An 18,132-nucleotide genomic window follows, 5' to 3' on the forward strand; every position below is an offset into this window, starting at 1 on the left:
GGACTCAGGCTCGGGCTCAAGATCAAACGGCGTCGCGACTCGACGGGCGGCTGCTGCGCTGGGCAACAACCGGGGCCGGCGGCGTCGAGAACATCAGGTTGATGTCGGCTGCATCCATGCGCCAGGCCTGTGCGCCGCCTCCCTTGAGGGCGCGGTGCATCAGCGCCTGGGCGGTCAGGCGGTGCCAGTCTTCGGGCACGCGCTGGCCGTTGGCGATGGCGAGCACCTTGATGCGGTGGCGGATGACGGCGTCCAGTGCGGGCCCGAGCTTGACGGCCTCGTCGAGCTTGGACAGCACCACGCCCTTGGCCTGCGTGGCCTTGTAGCCGATCAGCACGTCCTCGATCGTTTCGCCCTGCGCAGCGGCGTTGACCACCAGCAGGCGCTGGATGCTGGGGTGCGAGAGCATTTCCAGCGCCTCGCGGGTGCGGCTGTCGCGCTGGGCCAGGCCGGCGGTGTCGATGATGATCATCTTCTTGGCCGACAGCAGGTCCAGCAGGTCTTCCAGCGCGACGCGGTCATGCGCCACGTGCACCGGCACGCCCAGGATGCGGCCGTAGGCGCGCAGCTGTTCGTGGGCGCCCAGGCGGTAGGCGTCCAGCGTGATCAGGCCCAGGTTGGCTGCGCCGTGGCGGCTGGCAAAGGCGGCGGCGAGCTTGGCCGCCGAGGTGGTCTTGCCCACGCCGGTGGAGCCGATCAGCGCGTACACGCCGCCCTGGTCTTCCAGCGAGGCTTCGGCCTCGGCCGTCTGCAGGTTGCGCTGCAGTACGCTGGTGGCCCAGGCCACTTCGTCGCCGACCTCGTCACCCAGGCTGTCGACCAGCTTGCGGATCAGCGCGGGCGAGAAGCCGCAGTCGATCAGCTTGGTGGTCAGCGCCGCCTGCTTGGGGCTTTTCTGCAGCCGCTCCATGAAGGCCAGGGCGCCGAAACGCTCTTCGATCAGGCCCTTCATGGCGCGGATTTCCTTCATCATCGCGGTCGACGATTCCGGCGTGCCCGAGCGGCTGCTGCTGCTCTTGCTGCTGCTGCGGCTGGGCGGGTCGAGCGGCATCGGCGCCGACAGCGCGTCTTCTTCCTGCGCAGCCAGTCGCGGCGCCGGGGTGCGGGCGCTCTGGCGGACTTCCGGGCGCGGCTCCTGGCGCATCTCCTGACGGGCTTCCGGACGCGGCTCGCGGCGAGCCGGCTCCATCGGCGCAGCGGCCGAGCGGCTGCGCAGCAGGCCTTCGTGCATCGGGGCGTCGCGACGCGGCGCAGCGGCAGGGGCCGGTGCGGGGGTGTGGGAAGAAGGGGTGTTGTTGAGCAGGTCGTCGAAGCTGTTCAGGTCTTCGGCCTCGAAACCCCGGTGGCTTTGTGCGTATTCGCGCTGGGCCAGACGGTGTTCGATCGCCTCGGGCGAGACCGGCACCGGGCGCTCGGCCTGGGCACGCAGTTCGGCCTGGCGCTTCTTCAGCATGCGCTCGCGCACATAGTCCTGGAACGACAGCGTGCTCATGGCGAGCGTGCCGACATCGTCCTGCACGGGCGTGTCGATCGCCTCAGGCGCCGGCTGGCGCGGGGCCTGCTGGCTGGCGCGTTCACGCAGCGAGCTGGCGCGCGCGGCCGACGGGGTCGGCGCGGCTTCGGGCAGGCTGGCGCCGAAGCGCTCGATCTGCTCGACGCTCTCGGGCGGCATGGCCAGGATTTCGATGCCTTCGGTGCACGGCTTGGTCGAGAGCACCACGGCGTTGTCGCCGAACGCGAGTCGAACTTTCTGCATGGCCTCGCGCGAATTGCGGCCGATGAAGCGTTTGACGTTCATGCGTTGGCTCCGATGATCGAACCGATGCGGATCGAATGGGTATCAGGGATCTCGCTGTGGCCCAGCACCCGCAGGCGCGGCGCAGCGCGCTTGAGCAGGCGCGCCACGGAGGGGCGGATCATGTCGGGCACCAGCAGGCAGGCCGGGTGGCCCAGGTCTTCCTGACGACGGGCGGCGTCGGCCGCACCGCGGCTCAGGTGGTCGGCCACGCCCGGGTCGAGCGCGGCGCCGTTCATGGAGCTGAGCGCCTGGGTCAGCAGACGCTCCAGGTCGGGTTCGATCGCGATCACGTCCAGTTCACGGGCGCTGCCGTAGATCTGCTGGACGATGGCCGGGGCCAGCGCAATGCGCAGGCGGCGGGCGAGTTCCTGCGGGTCGGTCAGGCCGCCGGTGGCGTGCTCGGCCAGCGCTTCGATGATCGAGCGCATGTCGCGGATGTGCACGCCTTCTTCCAGCAGGAGCTGGAGGATTTTCTGCAGAGGGGCGATGCCGACCATTTTGGGAACCACGTCTTCAATCAGTTTCGGCGCCAGCTTCGTCACATGCTCGACCAGCGCCTGGGTCTCGGTGCGGCCCAGGAGTCGAGCCGCGTTCATTTGCATCAAGTGTGAAAGATGTGTGGCCACCACGGTCGATGAATCAACCACGGTGTAGCCCGCCATTTGCGCGCTTTCACGCTGCCGGTCGTCAATCCAGATCGCCGGCAGGCCGAAGGCCGGATCGATGGTCGCCTGGCCCTGCAACTGCAGCTGCGCGTGGCCGGGGTTGATGGCCAGGTGCATGCCGGGGAAGGCCTCGCCCTCGCCGATGACCGCGCCGCGCAGGCTCAGGCGGTAGGCGCTGGGCTTCAATTCGAGGTTGTCGCGGATGTGCACCGACGGCGGCAGGAAGCCCACCTCCTGCGCAAACTTCTTGCGCACGCCCTTGATGCGGTTGAGCAGGTCGCCGCCCCGATCCTTGTCGACCAGCGCGATCAGCCGGTAGCCGACCTCCATGCCCAGCGTGTCCACCGGCTGCAGGTCGTCCCAGCTGGCCTCGGCATTCGGGTTGGGCGGCGGCGCGGCGGCCTCCTGCGGCTCGGCGGGCTTGGGCGCGCGCTCCTTCTTGTAGAGCCAGCGCGCCAGCGCGCCCAGGCTGCCGCCGATGAGCAGGAACACCACGTGCGGCATGCCCGGAATCAGGCCGATCATGGTCATCACCACGGCGGCAATGCCCACCGACTGCGACGAGCGGAACATCTGTCCCATGATCTGGGTGCCGATGTCCTCTTCCTTGCCCACGCGCGAGACCACCATCGCCGAGGCCACCGAAATCAGCAGGCCCGGAATCTGCGCCACCAGCGCGTCGCCCACGGCCAGCAGCACGTAGGAGCTGGCCGCCTCGCCTGCGCTCAGGCCGTGCTGGGCCACGCCGATGATGAAACCGCCGACGATGTTGATGAACAGGATCAGGATGCCGGCCACCGCGTCGCCGCGCACGAACTTGCTCGCACCGTCCATGGAGCCGAAGAACTCGGCCTCGTTCTGCACCTCGGAGCGGCGGCGCTTGGCTTCCTTCTCGTCGATGTTGCCGGAGTTCAGGTCGGCGTCGATCGCCATCTGCTTGCCGGGCATGGCGTCCAGGGTGAAACGCGCGCCCACCTCGGCAATGCGCTCGGCGCCCTTGGTGATCACCATGAAGTTGATCACCACCAGGATCGCGAACACGATGATGCCGACCGCGAAGTTGCCACCGATCAGGAAGTGGCCGAAGGCCTCGATCACCGCGCCGGCTGCGCCCGGGCCGGTGTGGCCCTCCAGCAGCACCACCCGGCTCGACGCCACGTTGAGCGACAGCCGCAGCAGCGTCGTCAGCAGCAGCACGCTCGGGAAGGCGGCAAAGTCCAGCGGCCGCACCATGTAGGACGCCACCAGCATCACCATCAGCGCGGTGGCGATGTTGATGGTGAAGAAGATGTCCAGCGCAAACGCCGGCAGCGGCATCACCATCATCGCCAGGATCATGATGATCAGGATCGGTGCGGCCAGCGCCTTGATGGCGGTGGCGTTGGCGCCGAGCAGGCGCTGCAGCTGCTGGAGGGGTGCGGGGAGCTGGGCGTTCATGCGGTCGCCGTCGGTTTGTTATGGGGGTCGAGTTCGGGCGGCACGACGATCGGGGCCAGGTCGGCCGGCCACGGCGCCTTGCCGGCCAGCGCAGCGCGCAGCTGGAACACATGCGCCAGCACCTGCGCCACGGCGCTGTAGAGCGCAAACGGAATCTCGCGGTCGACCTCGCCGTGTGCGTAGAGGGCGCGTGCCAGCGGCGGCGCCTGCAGCACCGGCACCTTGGCTTCGCGGGCGATGTCGCGGATCTTCATCGCGAGCAGATCGGCGCCCTTGGCCACCACCTTCGGGGCCCCCGCGCCGTTCTCGTCGTACTTGAGCGCCACGGCATAGTGGGTCGGGTTCATCACGACCAGATCGGCCCCGGGCACGGCGGCCATCATGCGGCGGTTCGCGGCCTCGCGCATGCGCTGCTTCATCTTGCCCTTGACCTCCTGGTTGCCCTCCTGCTGCTTGAACTCTTCCTTCATCTCCTGCAGGCTCATCTTCAGGCGCGACTTGTGCATGAAACGCTGCAGCGGCACATCCACCGCCGCAAACGCCGCCAGCACCAGCACCAGCAGCCACAGGCCGGAAGCGATGCGGTCCCCCGCCGCACCCAGCGCTGCGGGCAGCGGCATGGCCTGGGTCAGCACGAAATCCTCCACATGCGCCCACAGATAAGCCGCGCCCACCGTGCCCAGAATCAGCGCCAGCAGGCAGGCCTTGAGCATGTCGCCCAACTGGGCTTTGGAGAAAATGCGGCCGATGCCCGTCATCGGATTGATCTTGCTGAAGTCCGGCATCAGCGGCTTGAGCGTCCAGACCCAGCCCCCCGAGGCCACCGCCGCCGCCAGCGCGGTCAGCGCGGTCAGCGCCGCCATCCCCACGCCGCCCAGCAGCGCGGGCAGCAGCAGGTGCGCCAAATGCTCCTTCATGACTTCGGGACGAGTGACGCTGTTGACGTCAAAGCGCAGGCCGGTGGCCAACAAGAGGCGCAGCCACTGCGTGATCAGCGGCGCGGCAGTCATCACGACGCCCAGACCCACCGCAATGACGCCGAAGTGCGCCAAGTCGCGCGAGCGCGCCACCTGCCCATCTTCGCGCGCCTTGCGCAGGCGCTGCTCACTGGGGGGTAGGGTCTTGTCTTGTGCGCTGTCGCCGGCCATATCGGGTGGGTAGAAGGTTCCCCCCGATTCTTCCGCTCAACTTGAAAAACTTGAGCCGGAAAAGCAAGGTGTTTCAGGCGGTGTTCGGAGCCTTGGCCGTCTTGCCGGAGAGCGCCGCCAGCTTGCGCAAAACCCGACCTGCCAGCAGGTGGTATTTCACAAACCCGTCCCGAAACAGGAAATTACCCTTCGCAGGCGGCGAACCTGCATGCGTTTTCGCCTGCTGCTGCGTGAACCGTTCGCGCGTCAGCAGCACCAATTGCGCAGTCTTGTTCGGCAGATGCACCACCGGCCCGAGCTGATAACCCACCTGCACGCAGCGTGCGAACATCTTGGTGTTTCTGATATCTGGCTCAGCCACGATCCGGCCCACTGCCGCATCGCGAAAAATATACTGACTCAACGCAGATATGGCGTAATAAGCCATATTTTTGACCGGCTTCAAGGCAGGCGCCACGATCAGATGAAAACCCCGGTCACTTTTCCGCGCCTTGTAATACCGCGCCAGATCATCTCGCTCAGGCCGGTAACACTCCAGCAAGAAAATCTTTTCGTTGGTGGCAGTGCGCACACCGATCAGCATGTCGAAGTCGGCATCTGCCAGCATGACCCGATATTTTTCTCGCACCTGAGGCAGCGTCAGACCCTGCTGCCCCCAGAAGTGAGCATAGTCGCGGCTGACCCAGTCATGGATGGTCGTGGCATCTTCATCGAGAACCATCGGCCTGATTTCGATGGCGCCAAAATCAGGAAAGTCCACCGTGAACGGCGTCGGGGGCAATTCAGTCATAGTTTTTACTGCTTTTCAAGCGCAGCCAGCAAGGGGGCCAGACCGACACCGCTGCTACGAACATACAGATCATCCACTGTGATCGTCTCGTCCTTGAACTGATCCAGCGCAGCATGAACGCGCTCCAACTCAGCTCGGCAATACGGGTAAAACAATTCGTTCGTTCGCCGAATACGACTGCAAAGTTCCAGCACGGTTGCAGCGCTGACGTCAACGCCCGCCAAACCGGCTTGGTTCAAGGCGGGTCGTATCTCGGCGCAATTCAATTCTTCAAGCAGGGTCAACGACACTTCAATGAAGTTTTTCAGCACGGTCTGGTCGTCCAGATCCTTGGCCGTGCGGTGGTAACTGCGCTCCAGACACTTTTCAAGCAAGGCCTGTGCTTCAGCGGGCAACGCACTCGCGCCGGGCTGCAGTGCCAGCAGCGATTGCGCGCACAGGGCCTGGTTCAGCTTGACCAGCAGTTCCAGCCGCGACGAGGCAAAGATATAGCGATAGAAATTATCCCAATCATCCACCATCGCAAATGCTCGTTGCGCTTCAGCGGAGGACAATTCTTTTTTATAGGTGCCGTTCATGGCGGCGTCCAGAAAATCAAGGAAGAGCTTCTTGCTGCCCGCGCAGGCCTTGCCCGCACCCGAGACGATGGAGCCCGAGGTATCGGCCAACTCGTAGAGTACCTCGGCAGTCTGCGGCTCCAGGTTCAACGGTGTCAGATCACCCTTTTCCATCAAGCTGCGCACCACCATGAAGGGCCCCACGCCAAGCGTGAAAAAAGCCGTCTCCAGCGGTGGCAGGCTGCCGTCCTTGATGGGGCTGTTTCTCCTGCGCGCCAGATAGGCGGGCAATCCCGCACCCAGCTTGGAAAAAACATAGCCCTGGCGCAGATTTAACCGGGTGACATCCAGCTTCAATTGTTTGACGTGCTGGTTTCGCAGCAACGTCACGAATTGCAGCGCGTCGTCCCACACGCCCATGACCTCGCGCAACGCGGTCACGTTGATGGGCAGGCCGTAGCGCGAGCCTTCGAACTTGCAGATCTTGTGCTCGGTCTCGACCACTTCTTTGTAGACTTCGGGGCCGGTGTTGTTCTCGCCAATCTGGCGGCCTTGGTTGGAGTGGAAGGTACAAATACCATTCCACACGTCAAAGTCGAACTCCATCTTGGCGCGCTGATAGGGTGGCGGCTTGATCCTCGAGTACAAGCGCAATGCCGGCTTGTTCAACTGCTTGGAATAGAACGCTTTTTTCAGAATATCTTTGACAGGATTCGACATATCAGTTTCTTATAAATATCGAGACAAGGTTTTCGATGAATCAGTGTAGATGCGCAGCCCATACCGACCGGGCACGCCCACATTCAACTGCAGGATTTCCGTGCACAACCCCACAGGGCTTGGCGCAATTTGTCGCCACAGCGCTGCATCACTCCGCCGGGTAACCCTCTTCCTGCAGGGCCTGCCGGACGGCTTCGGCGCTGACCTCGGTGTCGATGCGCACCCGGTGGCTCGGCAGGTCGATGTCGACCTCGGCATGCGGGTCGAGCGCGGCGACGGTGCGCTTGACCGTGGCGACGCAGTGGCCGCAGGTCATGTCGGGCAAGGTGAGTTCAAGCATGTTGGATTCCAGAAGATTGACGATCATCAAGCGCAAAACGGCTTGTGAACGGGCATATTGCACCCACTGAACTTTGCATCACCCGCACTTTATCGAGCTTGTGCGATCTCATGACCCACCACCGATGCCCGCCACTTTGACAAATACCGCACAAATTACCTTGCCTGTGGGAGGCATGACTTGCGCCTCTTGCGCGTCGCGGGTCGAGCGTGCACTGCGCAAGTCCCCGGCGGTCTCCGAAGCCGAAGTCAACCTCGCGCTCGAAACCGTGCACATCTCCTGGAACAACGCCACCGCCGGCGATGCGCACGACGCCATCGCGCGCATTGAGGCGGCCGGCTACCAGGTGCCGCGCACGCAATGGGATTTCGCCATCACCGGCATGACCTGCGCGAGTTGCTCGGGTCGCATCGAACGCGCGCTGCGCAAGCTGCCGGGCGTGCTCGACGTGCAGGTCAATCTGGCGACTGAACAGGCGCAACTGGAGGTGCTGCAAGGCCAGATCGAGCGCGCCGCCGTGGTGCGGGCGATCGAGCAGGCCGGCTACGGCGTGCGCCCGGAAGCTCGCCCTGACGAGGCGCCACAGGAGGCTGCGTTCTGGCCGCTGGGCGAAGGCGCCAAGCTCGCGCTGGCCGCACTGCTGACACTGCCGCTGGCGCTGCCGATGCTGGGCGATCTGCTCGGCCGGCACTGGATGCTGCCGGCCACGTGGCAATGGCTGCTGGCCACCCCCGTGCAGTTCTGGCTGGGCGCACGCTTCTACCGCGCCGGCTGGCACGCGCTGCGCGCCGGTGCCGGCAACATGGATCTGCTGGTGGCGCTGGGCACTAGCGCGGCCTACGGGCTGTCGCTGTGGCTGTGGATGGCCTCGCCCGACGCCATGCCGCACCTCTACTTTGAAAGCTCGGCGGTGGTCATCACGCTGGTGATGCTCGGCAAGTGGCTGGAAGGCCGCGCCAAGTTCCAGACCGTGGCCGCCATCCGCGCGCTGCGGGCGCTGGCGCCTGAAACCGCACGCGTGCGGCAGGCCGACGGCAGCGAAATCGAGCGCCCGCTGGCCGCGCTGCAAGTGGGCGACGTGGTGGTGGTGCGGCCCGGCGAGCGCATTCCGGTCGACGGGCTGGTGCTCGAAGGCGCCAGCCAGATCGACGAATCGCTGCTGACCGGCGAGAGCCTGCCGGTGCTGCGCGAGACCGGCCAGCGCGTGGCAGGCGCCTCGGTCAACGGCGAAGGGCTGCTGGTGCTGCGCACCGTGGCCGTGGGCGCCGAGACCACGCTGGCGCGCATCGTGCGGCTGGTGGAGTCGGCGCAGGCCAGGAAGGCGCCGATCCAGCGGCTGGTCGACCAGGTCAGCGCGGTGTTCGTGCCGGCAGTGGTGGTGGTGGCGTTCATCACGCTGCTGGGCTGGGGGCTGGGCCGCGGCGACTGGGAAATGGCCACGCTGCGGGCGGTGGCGGTGCTGGTGATCGCCTGCCCGTGCGCGCTCGGGCTGGCCACGCCGGCGGCCATCATGGTCGGCACCGGCGCGGCGGCGCGCCACGGCATCCTGATCAAGGATGCGCAGGCGCTGGAGTTGGCGCATGCGGTCGGCGTGGTCGCCTTCGACAAGACCGGCACGCTCACGGCCGGCCGGCCGGCGCTGCTGGGCACGCAGGCGGTGACCGACTCGCCCACACAAAGCGATGAGGTGCTGCGCCTGGCCGCTGCACTGCAAGCCGGCAGCGAGCACCCACTGGCGCGAGCGGTGCTGAAAGCGGCGCCTGCCGACCGCCCCAGCGCGAGCGCGGTGCGCGCCAAGGCCGGACGCGGCGTCAGTGGGCAGGTGGGCAGTCAGTTGCTGTCGCTCGGCAGCCGGCGCTGGATGGACGAGTTGGGCGTGGACTGCAGCGCGCTGGAGGCCACGGCGAATGGCTGGCAGCAGGAAGGCCGCACCCTAGCGTGGCTGGCGGCGCGTCCGGCCGATCTGTCAACGTCTACGGCCAGCGAAACCCCGCGCCTGCTCGGCGTGCTGGCGTTTGGCGACACGATCAAACCCGGCGCGGCCGACGCCATCGCGAGGCTGCATGCGCTGGGCGTGCGCACCCTGCTGCTCAGCGGCGACAACGCTCAGGCGGCGGCGAGCGTGGCGCGTCAACTCGGCATCGACGATGTGCGCGCCGAGGTGCTGCCGGGCGACAAGGCCGGCGTCATCATGGCCTTGAAGGCCGAGTTGGCGCTGCAGCCGCACGGCAGGCGACGTGTCGCGATGGTGGGCGACGGACTGAACGACGCGCCGGCGCTGGCTGCCGCCGACGTGGGCCTGGCCATCACGCACCTCGACGGCAGCGGCACCGATGTGGCGATGCACGCCGCCGGCATCACGCTGATGCGCGGCGACCCGGGCGCGGTGGCCGACGCCATCGACATCTCGCGCCGCACCACGGCCAAGATCCGCCAGAACCTGTTCTGGGCCTTTGTCTACAACGTGGTGGGTATCCCGCTGGCGGCCTTCGGGCTGCTCAACCCGGTGGTGGCCGGCGCGGCGATGGCGGCCAGCAGCGTCAGCGTGATCAGCAACGCGCTGCTGCTTACGCGCTGGCGCCCGAAAGCCACAGCGCGTCTAGGTCCTTGAAGTTCCAGTTCTGCGGCGGCTCGACCGCCGTGATGCGGTCCTGGCAGCCGGGCGCAGCCAGGTCGACCACCTCGGGCAGCAGGCGCAGCATCGACTTGGTCGAGAAGAAGATCTTGACGCGCGGCGTCAGCAGCGCCTGCGCGTTCTGCTCCAGCACCACGCCCAGCCGGCCCGACTGCAGCCGCACCAGCGTGCCGACCGGGTAGATGCCCACGGTCTTGACGAAGGCCTGGAACACGGCAGGGGCGAAGTGGCCCTTCCACTGCGCCATCTGGCGCACGGCCTCGCCCGGATCCCAGGCGGTCTTGTAAGGCCGCGCCGAGGTGATGGCGTCGTACACGTCGCAGACGGCGCCCATCTGCGCGTGCAGGCTGATCTGCTCGGCACGCAGGCCGTGCGGGTAGCCGCTGCCGTCGATCTTTTCGTGGTGGTGCAGGCACACATCCAGCGCCAGCTCGGACGCGCCACCGCCGGCCACCAGCAGTTCGTGGCCCCAGGCCGGATGCTGCTTGATGAGCGTGAACTCGGCGTCGGTCAAGCGGCCGGGCTTGTTGAGCACCGCCAGCGGAATACGCGCCTTGCCCATGTCGTGCAGCAGGCCGGCCAGGCCGGCGTGGCGCACGGCCTCGTCATCGAGCCCGAGCGTGCGCGCCAGCGCGACCATCAGCGTGCAGACCGCCACCGAGTGCAGGTAGGTGTATTCGTCCTGGCTCTTGAGCCGCACCAGGCTGATGAGCGCACCCTGGTTGCGGGCGACCGAGCCGATGATGTCGTCGACCAGCGGCAGGCAGCCTTCGGCCTGAATCGCCTGACCCATGCGGGCGGCGCCGAAGAGCGACTGCACCTCGGCCTTGGCCTGCTGGCAGATGCGGCGGGCCTGGCGGTATTCGTCCTGCGCGGCCAGCGAAGGCTGCACGACGGGCGCCGCCACGGCCACTTCCAGCTCGCGCTCTACCTGTTCGACCACCTCTTCCTCGCTCAGGCCACCCTCGATGTCGAGGCCGCGCGCGGTGTCGATCCAGACCTCGGCGATGCCGCATTCGCGCAGCCGGCGCAGATCGTCTTCTTCCTTGAGCACGAACTTGGCGCGCCAGAAGGGATGATCCATCCACGAGCCGCAAAGCTCGTGCAGGAACATGCCCAGCCGGAGCTGGTCGGTGCGGATACGTTTGAGCATCGGTTGAAGCGTGGACGGCAACGGGAAAGCGCGACGATAAGCGCCGTTCAGCGTGGAAGCGAAATCAGCAACGCACGATCCATGAAAAAAACCCGGCTGCGAAGCCGGGTTTTTGAGGACTCAAGGCAGAAGCCGGGCGATTCAGCGCAGCTTGGCGTTGGGCACGATCTGCAAGTCGCTCGGCATCGAGCCGATGTAGTCGGCCATCGACTTGAGCTCGCCCAGGCTGAATGCCTTGACTTGGGCGCCCATGATGGCGTTGGCGCGACCGACCTTCGCACCGTTCTCAACCTTGTAGGACTTGAGCGCCACGTACAGGTAGTCCGCATGCTGGCCCGCCAGCTTGGGGTAGCTGGCGTCGATGGGCTTGTTCAGGCCTTCACCATGGCAGGCCAGGCAGTTGCCTTTCTGCAGCAGTTCAGCCACCTTGGCGTTGGGCGCAGGCACGGCAGCCGGTGCGGCCTTGGCGACCACGTTGGCCGAATAGAAAGCCGACAGATCGGCGATGTCGGCATCCGACAGCGAGCCGGCAATGCTGCGCATGGTCGGATGCCTGCGCTCGCCCTTCTTGTAGGCGTTGAGCGCAGCGGTGATGTACTTGGCCCCTTGGCCCGAGATCATCGGCACCTGGTGCACTTCGGGAAAACTGGCGCGGTAGCCCGAAATGCCGTGGCAGCCGATGCACATGGCGGCCTTGGTCTGGCCGGCAGCGGCGTCACCCGCCTGGGCGTCCTGTGCGCGAACCGACGACACCGCGGCGGTCATCATCAGCGCCATCATCGTGACGTAGAGCGTCTTTTTCATAGCTTGGGGCTTGGTATTGAGGTCGGTTCTGCAGGAGCTGGCTCGTGAAATCAAGCCAACGAAACAACCCGCGATTATATGAAGGCGAACCCCGTACGATCTGGGTCAAGGCCCGTGCGATGGTGAGGCGATGCCAGCGCGCCACAGTCGGGGGCTTGCGGCGGTGATTTCCGGCATCGGGCAAGTGCTGCGCCCGGCCCTGGTTTTTTTCGGAAAATGGCCCGCAGAAACTCATCTCCCATGCCGGATTCAAAAAGCAAGCCATGACCCTGACCGAATTGCGCTACATCGTCGCCGTGGCACGGGAGCGCCATTTCGGGCGCGCCGCCGAGGCCTGCTTCGTCTCGCAGCCGACCCTGTCGGTGGCGATCAAGAAGCTGGAGGAAGAGCTGGAGATCAAGCTCTTCGAGCGCGGCGGCACCGAGGTCAGCGTCACCCCGCTGGGCGAGGAAATCGTGCGCCAGGCCCAGGCCACGCTGGAGAGTGCCGCGTCGATCAAGGAAATAGCCCGGCGCGGCAAGGACCCGCTGGCCGGCCCGCTGCGTCTGGGCGTGATCTACACCATCGGCCCCTACCTGCTGCCCGAACTGGTGCGGCGAGCCATCGAGCGCGTACCGCAGATGCCGCTGATGCTGCAGGAGAACTTCACCGTGCGTCTGCTGGAAATGCTGCGCACCGGCGACCTGGACGTGGCGATCCTGGCCGAACCTTTTCCCGACACCGGCCTGGCCGTGGCGCCGCTCTACGACGAACCCTTCATGGTGGCCGTGCCGGCCCAGCACCCGCTGGCGCAACGCGCGAGCGTCTCCAGCGCCGAACTCAAGCAGGAAACCATGCTGCTGCTGGGCACCGGGCACTGCTTCCGCGACCACGTGCTGGAGGTATGCCCCGAATTCGCCCGCTTTGCCAGCGACACGGACGGCATCCGCAAGCGCTTCGAGGGCTCGTCGCTGGAGACCATCCGCTACATGGTGGCCTCGGGCATGGGCGTCACGGTGGTGCCACAGCTGTCGGTGCCGACCGGCCCGCAGCACGACGGCACGCCGCTGGTGCGCTACCTGCCCTTCAGCGAAAACGTGCCGCACCGGCGCGTGGTGCTGGTCTGGCGGCGCTCGTTCACGCGCTATGAAGCGATTGCCGCGCTGCGCAACGCCATCTATGCCTGTGCCCTGCCCGGCGTGATGCGCTTGACGGATTGACCCCCTGATGTGAACAAATTCACTTCTGGCGGGTGGGCTTCGACGATGACGGGACTCAAGCCCGACGTGAAAAAGTCGAAATGAAGGGGCAAGCGGTGCATGTCGTGCCGCGCCACAGCCCGCCATGACTGCCAGCCCCCCGCCCCGTTCATCGCGCTCCAAGCCGGATTCTTCGGCGCCCCGCGCCACCCCTGCGCCTGCCGGCGGCACGGTCGCCGAGGCCAAGCCGCGCAAGCCGGCCCCCGCGTCATCGACCGCCGCCCGACGCTCCAAGCGCCGTGTGGGCGAGCGGCGCGAACTCGACCGCCGCCTGTCGGTGCAGACCTCGGACGAATCGATCGCCGCGCGCTTTCGCGCCCGCCAGTACGTGGCCGTGATGCGCGCCTTGCCGCTGGCCAGCACGGCCGCGCTGGTGCAGGCGGTGATCGTCGGAGCACAAAGCCCGCTGGCTGGCGACGGCCCGGCGCTGCTGGTCTGGCTGGCGCTGGTGGTGGCGATGACGATGGGACAGTTGCAACTCTGGCGGCGCTGGCGCCAGGCCACGGCCATGGAGCGTGTCGACAAGCGTCGCCTGAACCGCGTGGCGATCTATTGCGCCACCTACGGCGCGGTCTGGACCGCCTGGCCCGCCTGGTTGCTGGTGCACGGCACCGCCGGCGTCGGCAGCACCGCCAGCCTGGTGGGCGCTTGCCTGACCGGCATGCTGTGCGTGGGTGCGCTGACGCTCACCTCGATGCCGCGCGCCGCCTACGCCTACCTGGGCGCGATGGGCGGCGTGCTGCTGCTGACGCTGCTGACGGCGCCGGGCATGCTGCTGATCTGGAGCGTGCTGCAGTGGGCCACGCTGATTGCCATGGCCTGCACGGTGGTGGCCGCGGTCAGCCGCACGCTGCAGGCCCGCGTCAGCGCCGAGGTGCGCAGCGAACACCAGGGCCAGCTGATCGGCCTGCTGCTGCGCGACTTCGAGGAACAAGGCAGCGACGTGATCTGGGAAATCGACGAGCGCGGCCGCCTGCGCAACGTTTCCAAGGCACTGGCCGAGGCGCTGGGGCGCGATGCCGAACTGCTCACGGGCCGCTCGCTGCTGACCTTGCTGGGCGAGCTGCAGAAAACCCTGAGCGAGGCCGACCGCGACTCCGCACACACCCTGCACGAGCGCCTGACCGAAGGCCAGCCCTTCCGCGACGTGCTGCTGCCCATGATGGTGGACGGCCGGCAGCTCTGGTGGGCCATGACCGCCAAGCCACTGGTCGATGACCGGGGCGCCGCCATGGGCTGGCGCGGCGTGGCCCGCGACGTCACCCAGGCCCGCGTGGCCGACCGCCGCCTGGCCTGGCTGGCGCACTACGACACCCTCACCAGCCTGACCAACCGGGCGCACTTCCGCGTGCTGCTGGAGCAGGCGCTGCAGCAATCGAAGAAGCTCAAGCTCGAAGGCGCGGTGATGTGCCTGGACCTGGACGGCTTCAAGACCGTCAACGACACCCTGGGCCACGCCACCGGCGACGCGCTGCTGGTGGAGGTGGGCCGACGCCTGAAGTCCGCCTGCGTCAAGGGCGACGTGGTCGCACGCCTGGGCGGCGATGAATTCGCGGTGCTGGTGCGCCAGACGCCGGGACACTTCATCGGCGAGGCCGAGATCACCGCCGCCGCGCAGCGCGTGATCGACTCGCTGCGCGAGCCGTGCGAAGCGCTGGGCGCCGTGGTGTCGGTGCGGGCCAGCATCGGCATCGCCCGCTTCCCGCAGGACGGCGGCACCGTCGATGAAATGATGCAGCACGCCGACCTGGCGCTCTACGACGCCAAGGCCACCGCCACCGGCTCGATGCGCTTCTTCGTCCAGCACATGGGCGAGCAGGTGCGCCGCCGCCTGGTGCTGGAGCGCGACCTGCGCGAGGCCATGGAGCACGGCCAGCTGCACCTGCACTACCAGCCCAAGGTCGATCTGTCGACCTGGGAGATCACCGGCTTCGAGGCCCTGCTGCGCTGGCAGCACCCGGAGCACGGCTCGATTCCGCCGAGCGAGTTCATCCCGGTGGCCGAGGACTCCGGCCTGATCCTGCCGATGGGCGAATGGGCCCTGACCGAAGCCTGCCGCGAGGCCGCGCGCTGGCCCGCGCGCATGCAGGTGGCGGTGAACATTTCGCCCGTGCAGGTGATGGCGCAGAACCTGCCCGAGGCGGTGCAGCGCGCGCTCGACGAAAGCGGGCTGGAGCCGCACCGGCTGGAGCTGGAAATCACCGAATCGGTCTTCATCAACGAGACCCGCGGCACGGTGGGCCGCCTGCACGCGCTGCGCACGCTGGGCATCCAGATCGCGCTGGACGACTTCGGCACCGGCTACTCGTCGCTGGCCTACCTGCGGCGCTTTCCGTTCGACACGCTCAAGATCGACCGCGCCTTCGTGCGCGAGCTGCTCACCAGCCGCGACGCGCGGGCCATCGTGCGCAACATCCTGGCGCTGGCCAAGTCGCTGCGCATGGCCACCGTGGCCGAGGGCGTGGAAGAACCCGCGCAGGTCAACGTGCTGGCCAGCGAGGGCTGCGACCTGGTGCAGGGCTATTACGTCTCGCGCCCGATGCCCGCCGACGAGGTCATGCCCTTCGTGCGCCAGTGGACCAAGCGCGACCGCCCGGTCATGCCGCGCGACTTCGAGCTGGCCAACACCCAGACCGCCGACCTGAGTTCACGGCCGCTGACGCTGCAGTGAGGCGCCGGCCAGCGCCTGCGGGGGCGCTGACGATAATCGCCGGCCATGAAAACCGCAGTTACTGGCCGCCTGGCCCTTTATCTGGATCTGATCCGCTGGAATCGCCCCGCCGGCTGGCTGCTGCTGCTGTGGCCGACGCTGGCCGCGCTCTGGCTGGCCGCAGGGGGATTTCCGGGCTGGCAGCTGGTGGCGGTGTTCACGCTCGGCACCATCCTGATGCGCAGCGCGGGCTGCTGCATCAACGACGTGGCCGACCGCGACTTTGACCGCCACGTCAAACGCACCGCGCAGCGCCCGGTCACCAGCGGCGCGCTCGGCAGCAAGGAAGCGCTGGCCGTGGGCGCCGTGCTGGCGCTGCTGGCCTTCGCGCTGGTGCTGTTGACCAACGCGCTGACGATTCAATACTCATTCGCCGCGCTGGCCGTGGCCGTGGCCTACCCGTATGCCAAGCGGCTGGTGTCGATGCCGCAGGCGGTGCTGGGCGTGGCGTTCAGCTTCGGCATTCCGATGGCGTTTGCCGCCGTGCAGTCGCAGGTGCCCGAGGTGGCCTGGTGGCTGCTGCTGGGCAACCTGTTCTGGGTGCTGGCCTACGACACCGAGTACGCCATGGTCGACCGCGACGACGACCTGCGCATCGGCATCCAGACCAGCGCCATCACGCTGGGCCGCTGGGACGTGGCCGGCGTGATGGGCTTCTACGCCGTCTTCCTGCTGCTGTGGGCGGCGCTCGGCCTGCAGGCCGGGCTGGGCCGCGTTTTCCTGGCCGGCATTCTGGTGGCGGCGGTGCAGGCGCTGTGGCATCACCGGCTGATACGCGACCGCAGCCGCGACGGCTGCTTCAAGGCCTTCCGCAGCAACCACTGGCTGGGCTGCGCGGTGTTTGTCGGCACGGCGCTTGACCTGGCCTGGCGCTGAGTCCCCCAGCCATGACGACCACCACCCTCGCCGGGCCTGCCCAAGATGCGCTGCGGGAGGACGCCCGCACCATCGCGCTGATCGGCCTGGCCCACGGCACCTCGCACTTCTTCCACCTGCTGCTGCCGCCGCTGTTTCCGGTCTTCATCCGCGACTTCGGCCTGAGCTATGCGCAGCTGGGCTGGCTGGTGACGACGTTTTTCGTCATCTCGGGCATCGGGCAGGCGCTGGCGGGGTTTCTGGTCGACCGCACCGGCGCACGACCGGTACTGTTCACGGCGCTGGGCTGCTTTGCCGGCGCGTCACTGGCGGCAGCGTCAGCCCAGGGTTACGCCGGGCTGCTGCTGGCGGCTGCACTGGCGGGGCTGGGCAATGCGCCGTTCCACCCGGTCGACTTCACCATCCTGAACCGGCGCGTGTCGCCGGCGCGGCTGGGGCATGCGTTTGCGGTGCACGGCATCTCGGGCAACCTGGGCTGGGCGCTGGCGCCGGTGTTTGCCATCGGCGTGATGAACCTCAGCGGCCACTGGCGCACGGCCAGCCTGTGCACCGGCGCGGTTGCGCTGGCGGTGCTGGCGCTGCTGGTGTGGCAGCGCGATGCGCTCGATGACCGCCGGCCGGCGGATGCAGCCACGCTGCGCAGCGCAACGGCGGCAACGGGAGCGGTGGCTGAACACCCGCTCGCCTTCCTGCGCCTGCCGGCGGTGTGGCTGTGCTTCTCGTTCTTCTTTTTCACGACCGCGTCGCTCAGCGCGATCCAGAGCTTTGCCAGCCCGGCGCTGATCGCGCTCTACGGCCTGCCGCAAAGCCTGACGGCCTACGTCGTCACCGGCTACATGCTGTGCGGCGCCGCCGGCATGGTGATGGGGGGCTTTCTGGTGGCGCGCTCGGCCCAGCTGGAGCGCCACATCGCCCTCGGCATGGCGGGCGCTACCGCGCTGCTGGTGCTGGCCGGCGCAGGCGTGCTGCCGCCGCTGGCCGCAGCCGCCGCCGTGGCGCTGGCGGGCCTCGGCACCGGGCTGGCCGGGCCGTCGCGCGACATGCTGATCAAGCGCGCCGCCCCGCCCAATGCCACCGGCCGGGTCTACGGCACGGTCTATTCGGGTCTGGACGTGGGCTTTGCGCTGGCTGCGCCCGTGTTTGGCACGCTGATGGACCGGGGCCAGCCGACCGCAGTGTTCTTTGGCGCGGCGCTGGCGCTGGGCCTGGGCATCAGCGCTGCGGCACTGGTGGGCTGGGTGCGGCGCAGAGCCTGAAGCCT

General features: G+C 67.4%; 13 protein-coding genes. 5 read left to right on the top strand and 8 right to left on the bottom strand.

Going from position 1 to position 18,132, the window contains the following annotated elements:
- Positions 1 to 22: 22 nt before the first annotated feature.
- From flhF to AC5IG3_RS17305, 6 genes are all read right to left on the bottom strand, one after another.
- Complete coding sequence (gene flhF / locus AC5IG3_RS17280; protein ID WP_491907521.1) at positions 23 to 1,798, bottom strand: flagellar biosynthesis GTPase FlhF; 1,776 nt, start codon at positions 1,796 to 1,798, stop codon at positions 23 to 25.
- Entirely contained in the window at positions 1,795 to 3,900 is a 2,106-nt protein-coding gene (gene flhA / locus AC5IG3_RS17285; protein ID WP_491907522.1) for a flagellar biosynthesis protein FlhA, read from the bottom strand. The genes flhF and flhA overlap by 4 nt, the downstream gene beginning before the upstream one ends.
- A complete protein-coding gene (flhB, locus tag AC5IG3_RS17290; protein ID WP_491907523.1) occupies positions 3,897 to 5,048 on the bottom strand; it encodes a flagellar biosynthesis protein FlhB in 1,152 nt (383 codons plus the stop codon). Before flhB ends, flhA begins: the two co-directional genes overlap by 4 nt.
- 73 nt (positions 5,049 to 5,121) lie before the next feature.
- Complete coding sequence (locus tag AC5IG3_RS17295) at positions 5,122 to 5,838, bottom strand: GNAT family N-acetyltransferase (RefSeq protein WP_491907524.1); 717 nt, start codon at positions 5,836 to 5,838, stop codon at positions 5,122 to 5,124.
- A gap of 5 nt (positions 5,839 to 5,843) precedes the next feature.
- A complete protein-coding gene (locus AC5IG3_RS17300) occupies positions 5,844 to 7,115 on the bottom strand; it encodes a hypothetical protein (RefSeq protein ID WP_491907525.1) in 1,272 nt (423 codons plus the stop codon).
- 148 nt (positions 7,116 to 7,263) lie between these two features.
- Positions 7,264 to 7,455 (bottom strand): heavy-metal-associated domain-containing protein, encoded by a 192-nt coding sequence (locus tag AC5IG3_RS17305; RefSeq protein WP_491907526.1) that lies wholly within the window; start codon positions 7,453 to 7,455, stop codon positions 7,264 to 7,266.
- 124 nt (positions 7,456 to 7,579) lie between these two features.
- Between AC5IG3_RS17305 and AC5IG3_RS17310 the strand changes: the two genes are divergently transcribed.
- Positions 7,580 to 10,066 carry a heavy metal translocating P-type ATPase gene (locus tag AC5IG3_RS17310; RefSeq protein WP_491907527.1) on the top strand — a complete coding sequence of 829 codons (2,487 nt, stop codon included), beginning with the start codon at positions 7,580 to 7,582 and terminating at the stop codon, positions 10,064 to 10,066.
- Here AC5IG3_RS17310 and AC5IG3_RS17315 read toward each other — a convergent pair.
- On the bottom strand, positions 10,023 to 11,243 hold the full coding sequence (locus AC5IG3_RS17315) for an HD-GYP domain-containing protein (RefSeq protein ID WP_491907528.1): 1,221 nt from the start codon (positions 11,241 to 11,243) through the stop codon (positions 10,023 to 10,025). The two genes, AC5IG3_RS17310 and AC5IG3_RS17315, sit on opposite strands and share 44 nt — an antisense overlap.
- A gap of 141 nt (positions 11,244 to 11,384) precedes the next feature.
- Positions 11,385 to 12,047, bottom strand: a complete 663-nt coding sequence (locus AC5IG3_RS17320) for a c-type cytochrome (protein ID WP_491907529.1) — start codon at positions 12,045 to 12,047, stop codon at positions 11,385 to 11,387.
- Positions 12,048 to 12,310: 263 nt separating this feature from the next.
- Between AC5IG3_RS17320 and AC5IG3_RS17325 the strand changes: the two genes are divergently transcribed.
- From AC5IG3_RS17325 to AC5IG3_RS17340, 4 genes are all read left to right on the top strand, one after another.
- Complete coding sequence (locus AC5IG3_RS17325) at positions 12,311 to 13,246, top strand: LysR substrate-binding domain-containing protein (RefSeq protein ID WP_491907530.1); 936 nt, start codon at positions 12,311 to 12,313, stop codon at positions 13,244 to 13,246.
- A 124-nt stretch (positions 13,247 to 13,370) separates the two neighbouring features.
- On the top strand, positions 13,371 to 15,956 hold the full coding sequence (locus tag AC5IG3_RS17330; protein WP_491907531.1) for a putative bifunctional diguanylate cyclase/phosphodiesterase: 2,586 nt from the start codon (positions 13,371 to 13,373) through the stop codon (positions 15,954 to 15,956).
- 45 nt (positions 15,957 to 16,001) lie between these two features.
- Entirely contained in the window at positions 16,002 to 16,871 is an 870-nt protein-coding gene (gene ubiA, locus AC5IG3_RS17335; protein ID WP_491907532.1) for a 4-hydroxybenzoate octaprenyltransferase, read from the top strand.
- 11 nt (positions 16,872 to 16,882) lie between these two features.
- The gene (locus AC5IG3_RS17340) at positions 16,883 to 18,127 is read left to right on the top strand and encodes an MFS transporter (RefSeq protein WP_491907533.1); all 1,245 of its coding nucleotides are present in this window, start codon (positions 16,883 to 16,885) and stop codon (positions 18,125 to 18,127) included.
- Positions 18,128 to 18,132 lie beyond the last annotated feature (5 nt).

Origin of the sequence: Leptothrix sp. (in: b-proteobacteria), from assembly GCF_965250675.1 — a bacterium.
GTDB lineage: Bacteria > Pseudomonadota > Gammaproteobacteria > Burkholderiales > Burkholderiaceae_C > Sphaerotilus.

Coding starts and splice junctions, on each gene's coding strand:
- flhF (WP_491907521.1), bottom strand. CDS start 1,798: ATGAACGTCAAACGCTTCATCGGCCGCAATTCGCGCGAGGCCATGCAG.
- flhA (WP_491907522.1), bottom strand. CDS start 3,900: ATGAACGCCCAGCTCCCCGCACCCCTCCAGCAGCTGCAGCGCCTGCTC.
- flhB (WP_491907523.1), bottom strand. CDS start 5,048: ATGGCCGGCGACAGCGCACAAGACAAGACCCTACCCCCCAGTGAGCAG.
- AC5IG3_RS17295 (WP_491907524.1), bottom strand. CDS start 5,838: ATGACTGAATTGCCCCCGACGCCGTTCACGGTGGACTTTCCTGATTTT.
- AC5IG3_RS17300 (WP_491907525.1), bottom strand. CDS start 7,115: ATGTCGAATCCTGTCAAAGATATTCTGAAAAAAGCGTTCTATTCCAAG.
- AC5IG3_RS17305 (WP_491907526.1), bottom strand. CDS start 7,455: ATGCTTGAACTCACCTTGCCCGACATGACCTGCGGCCACTGCGTCGCC.
- AC5IG3_RS17310 (WP_491907527.1), top strand. CDS start 7,580: ATGCCCGCCACTTTGACAAATACCGCACAAATTACCTTGCCTGTGGGA.
- AC5IG3_RS17315 (WP_491907528.1), bottom strand. CDS start 11,243: ATGCTCAAACGTATCCGCACCGACCAGCTCCGGCTGGGCATGTTCCTG.
- AC5IG3_RS17320 (WP_491907529.1), bottom strand. CDS start 12,047: ATGAAAAAGACGCTCTACGTCACGATGATGGCGCTGATGATGACCGCC.
- AC5IG3_RS17325 (WP_491907530.1), top strand. CDS start 12,311: ATGACCCTGACCGAATTGCGCTACATCGTCGCCGTGGCACGGGAGCGC.
- AC5IG3_RS17330 (WP_491907531.1), top strand. CDS start 13,371: ATGACTGCCAGCCCCCCGCCCCGTTCATCGCGCTCCAAGCCGGATTCT.
- ubiA (WP_491907532.1), top strand. CDS start 16,002: ATGAAAACCGCAGTTACTGGCCGCCTGGCCCTTTATCTGGATCTGATC.
- AC5IG3_RS17340 (WP_491907533.1), top strand. CDS start 16,883: ATGACGACCACCACCCTCGCCGGGCCTGCCCAAGATGCGCTGCGGGAG.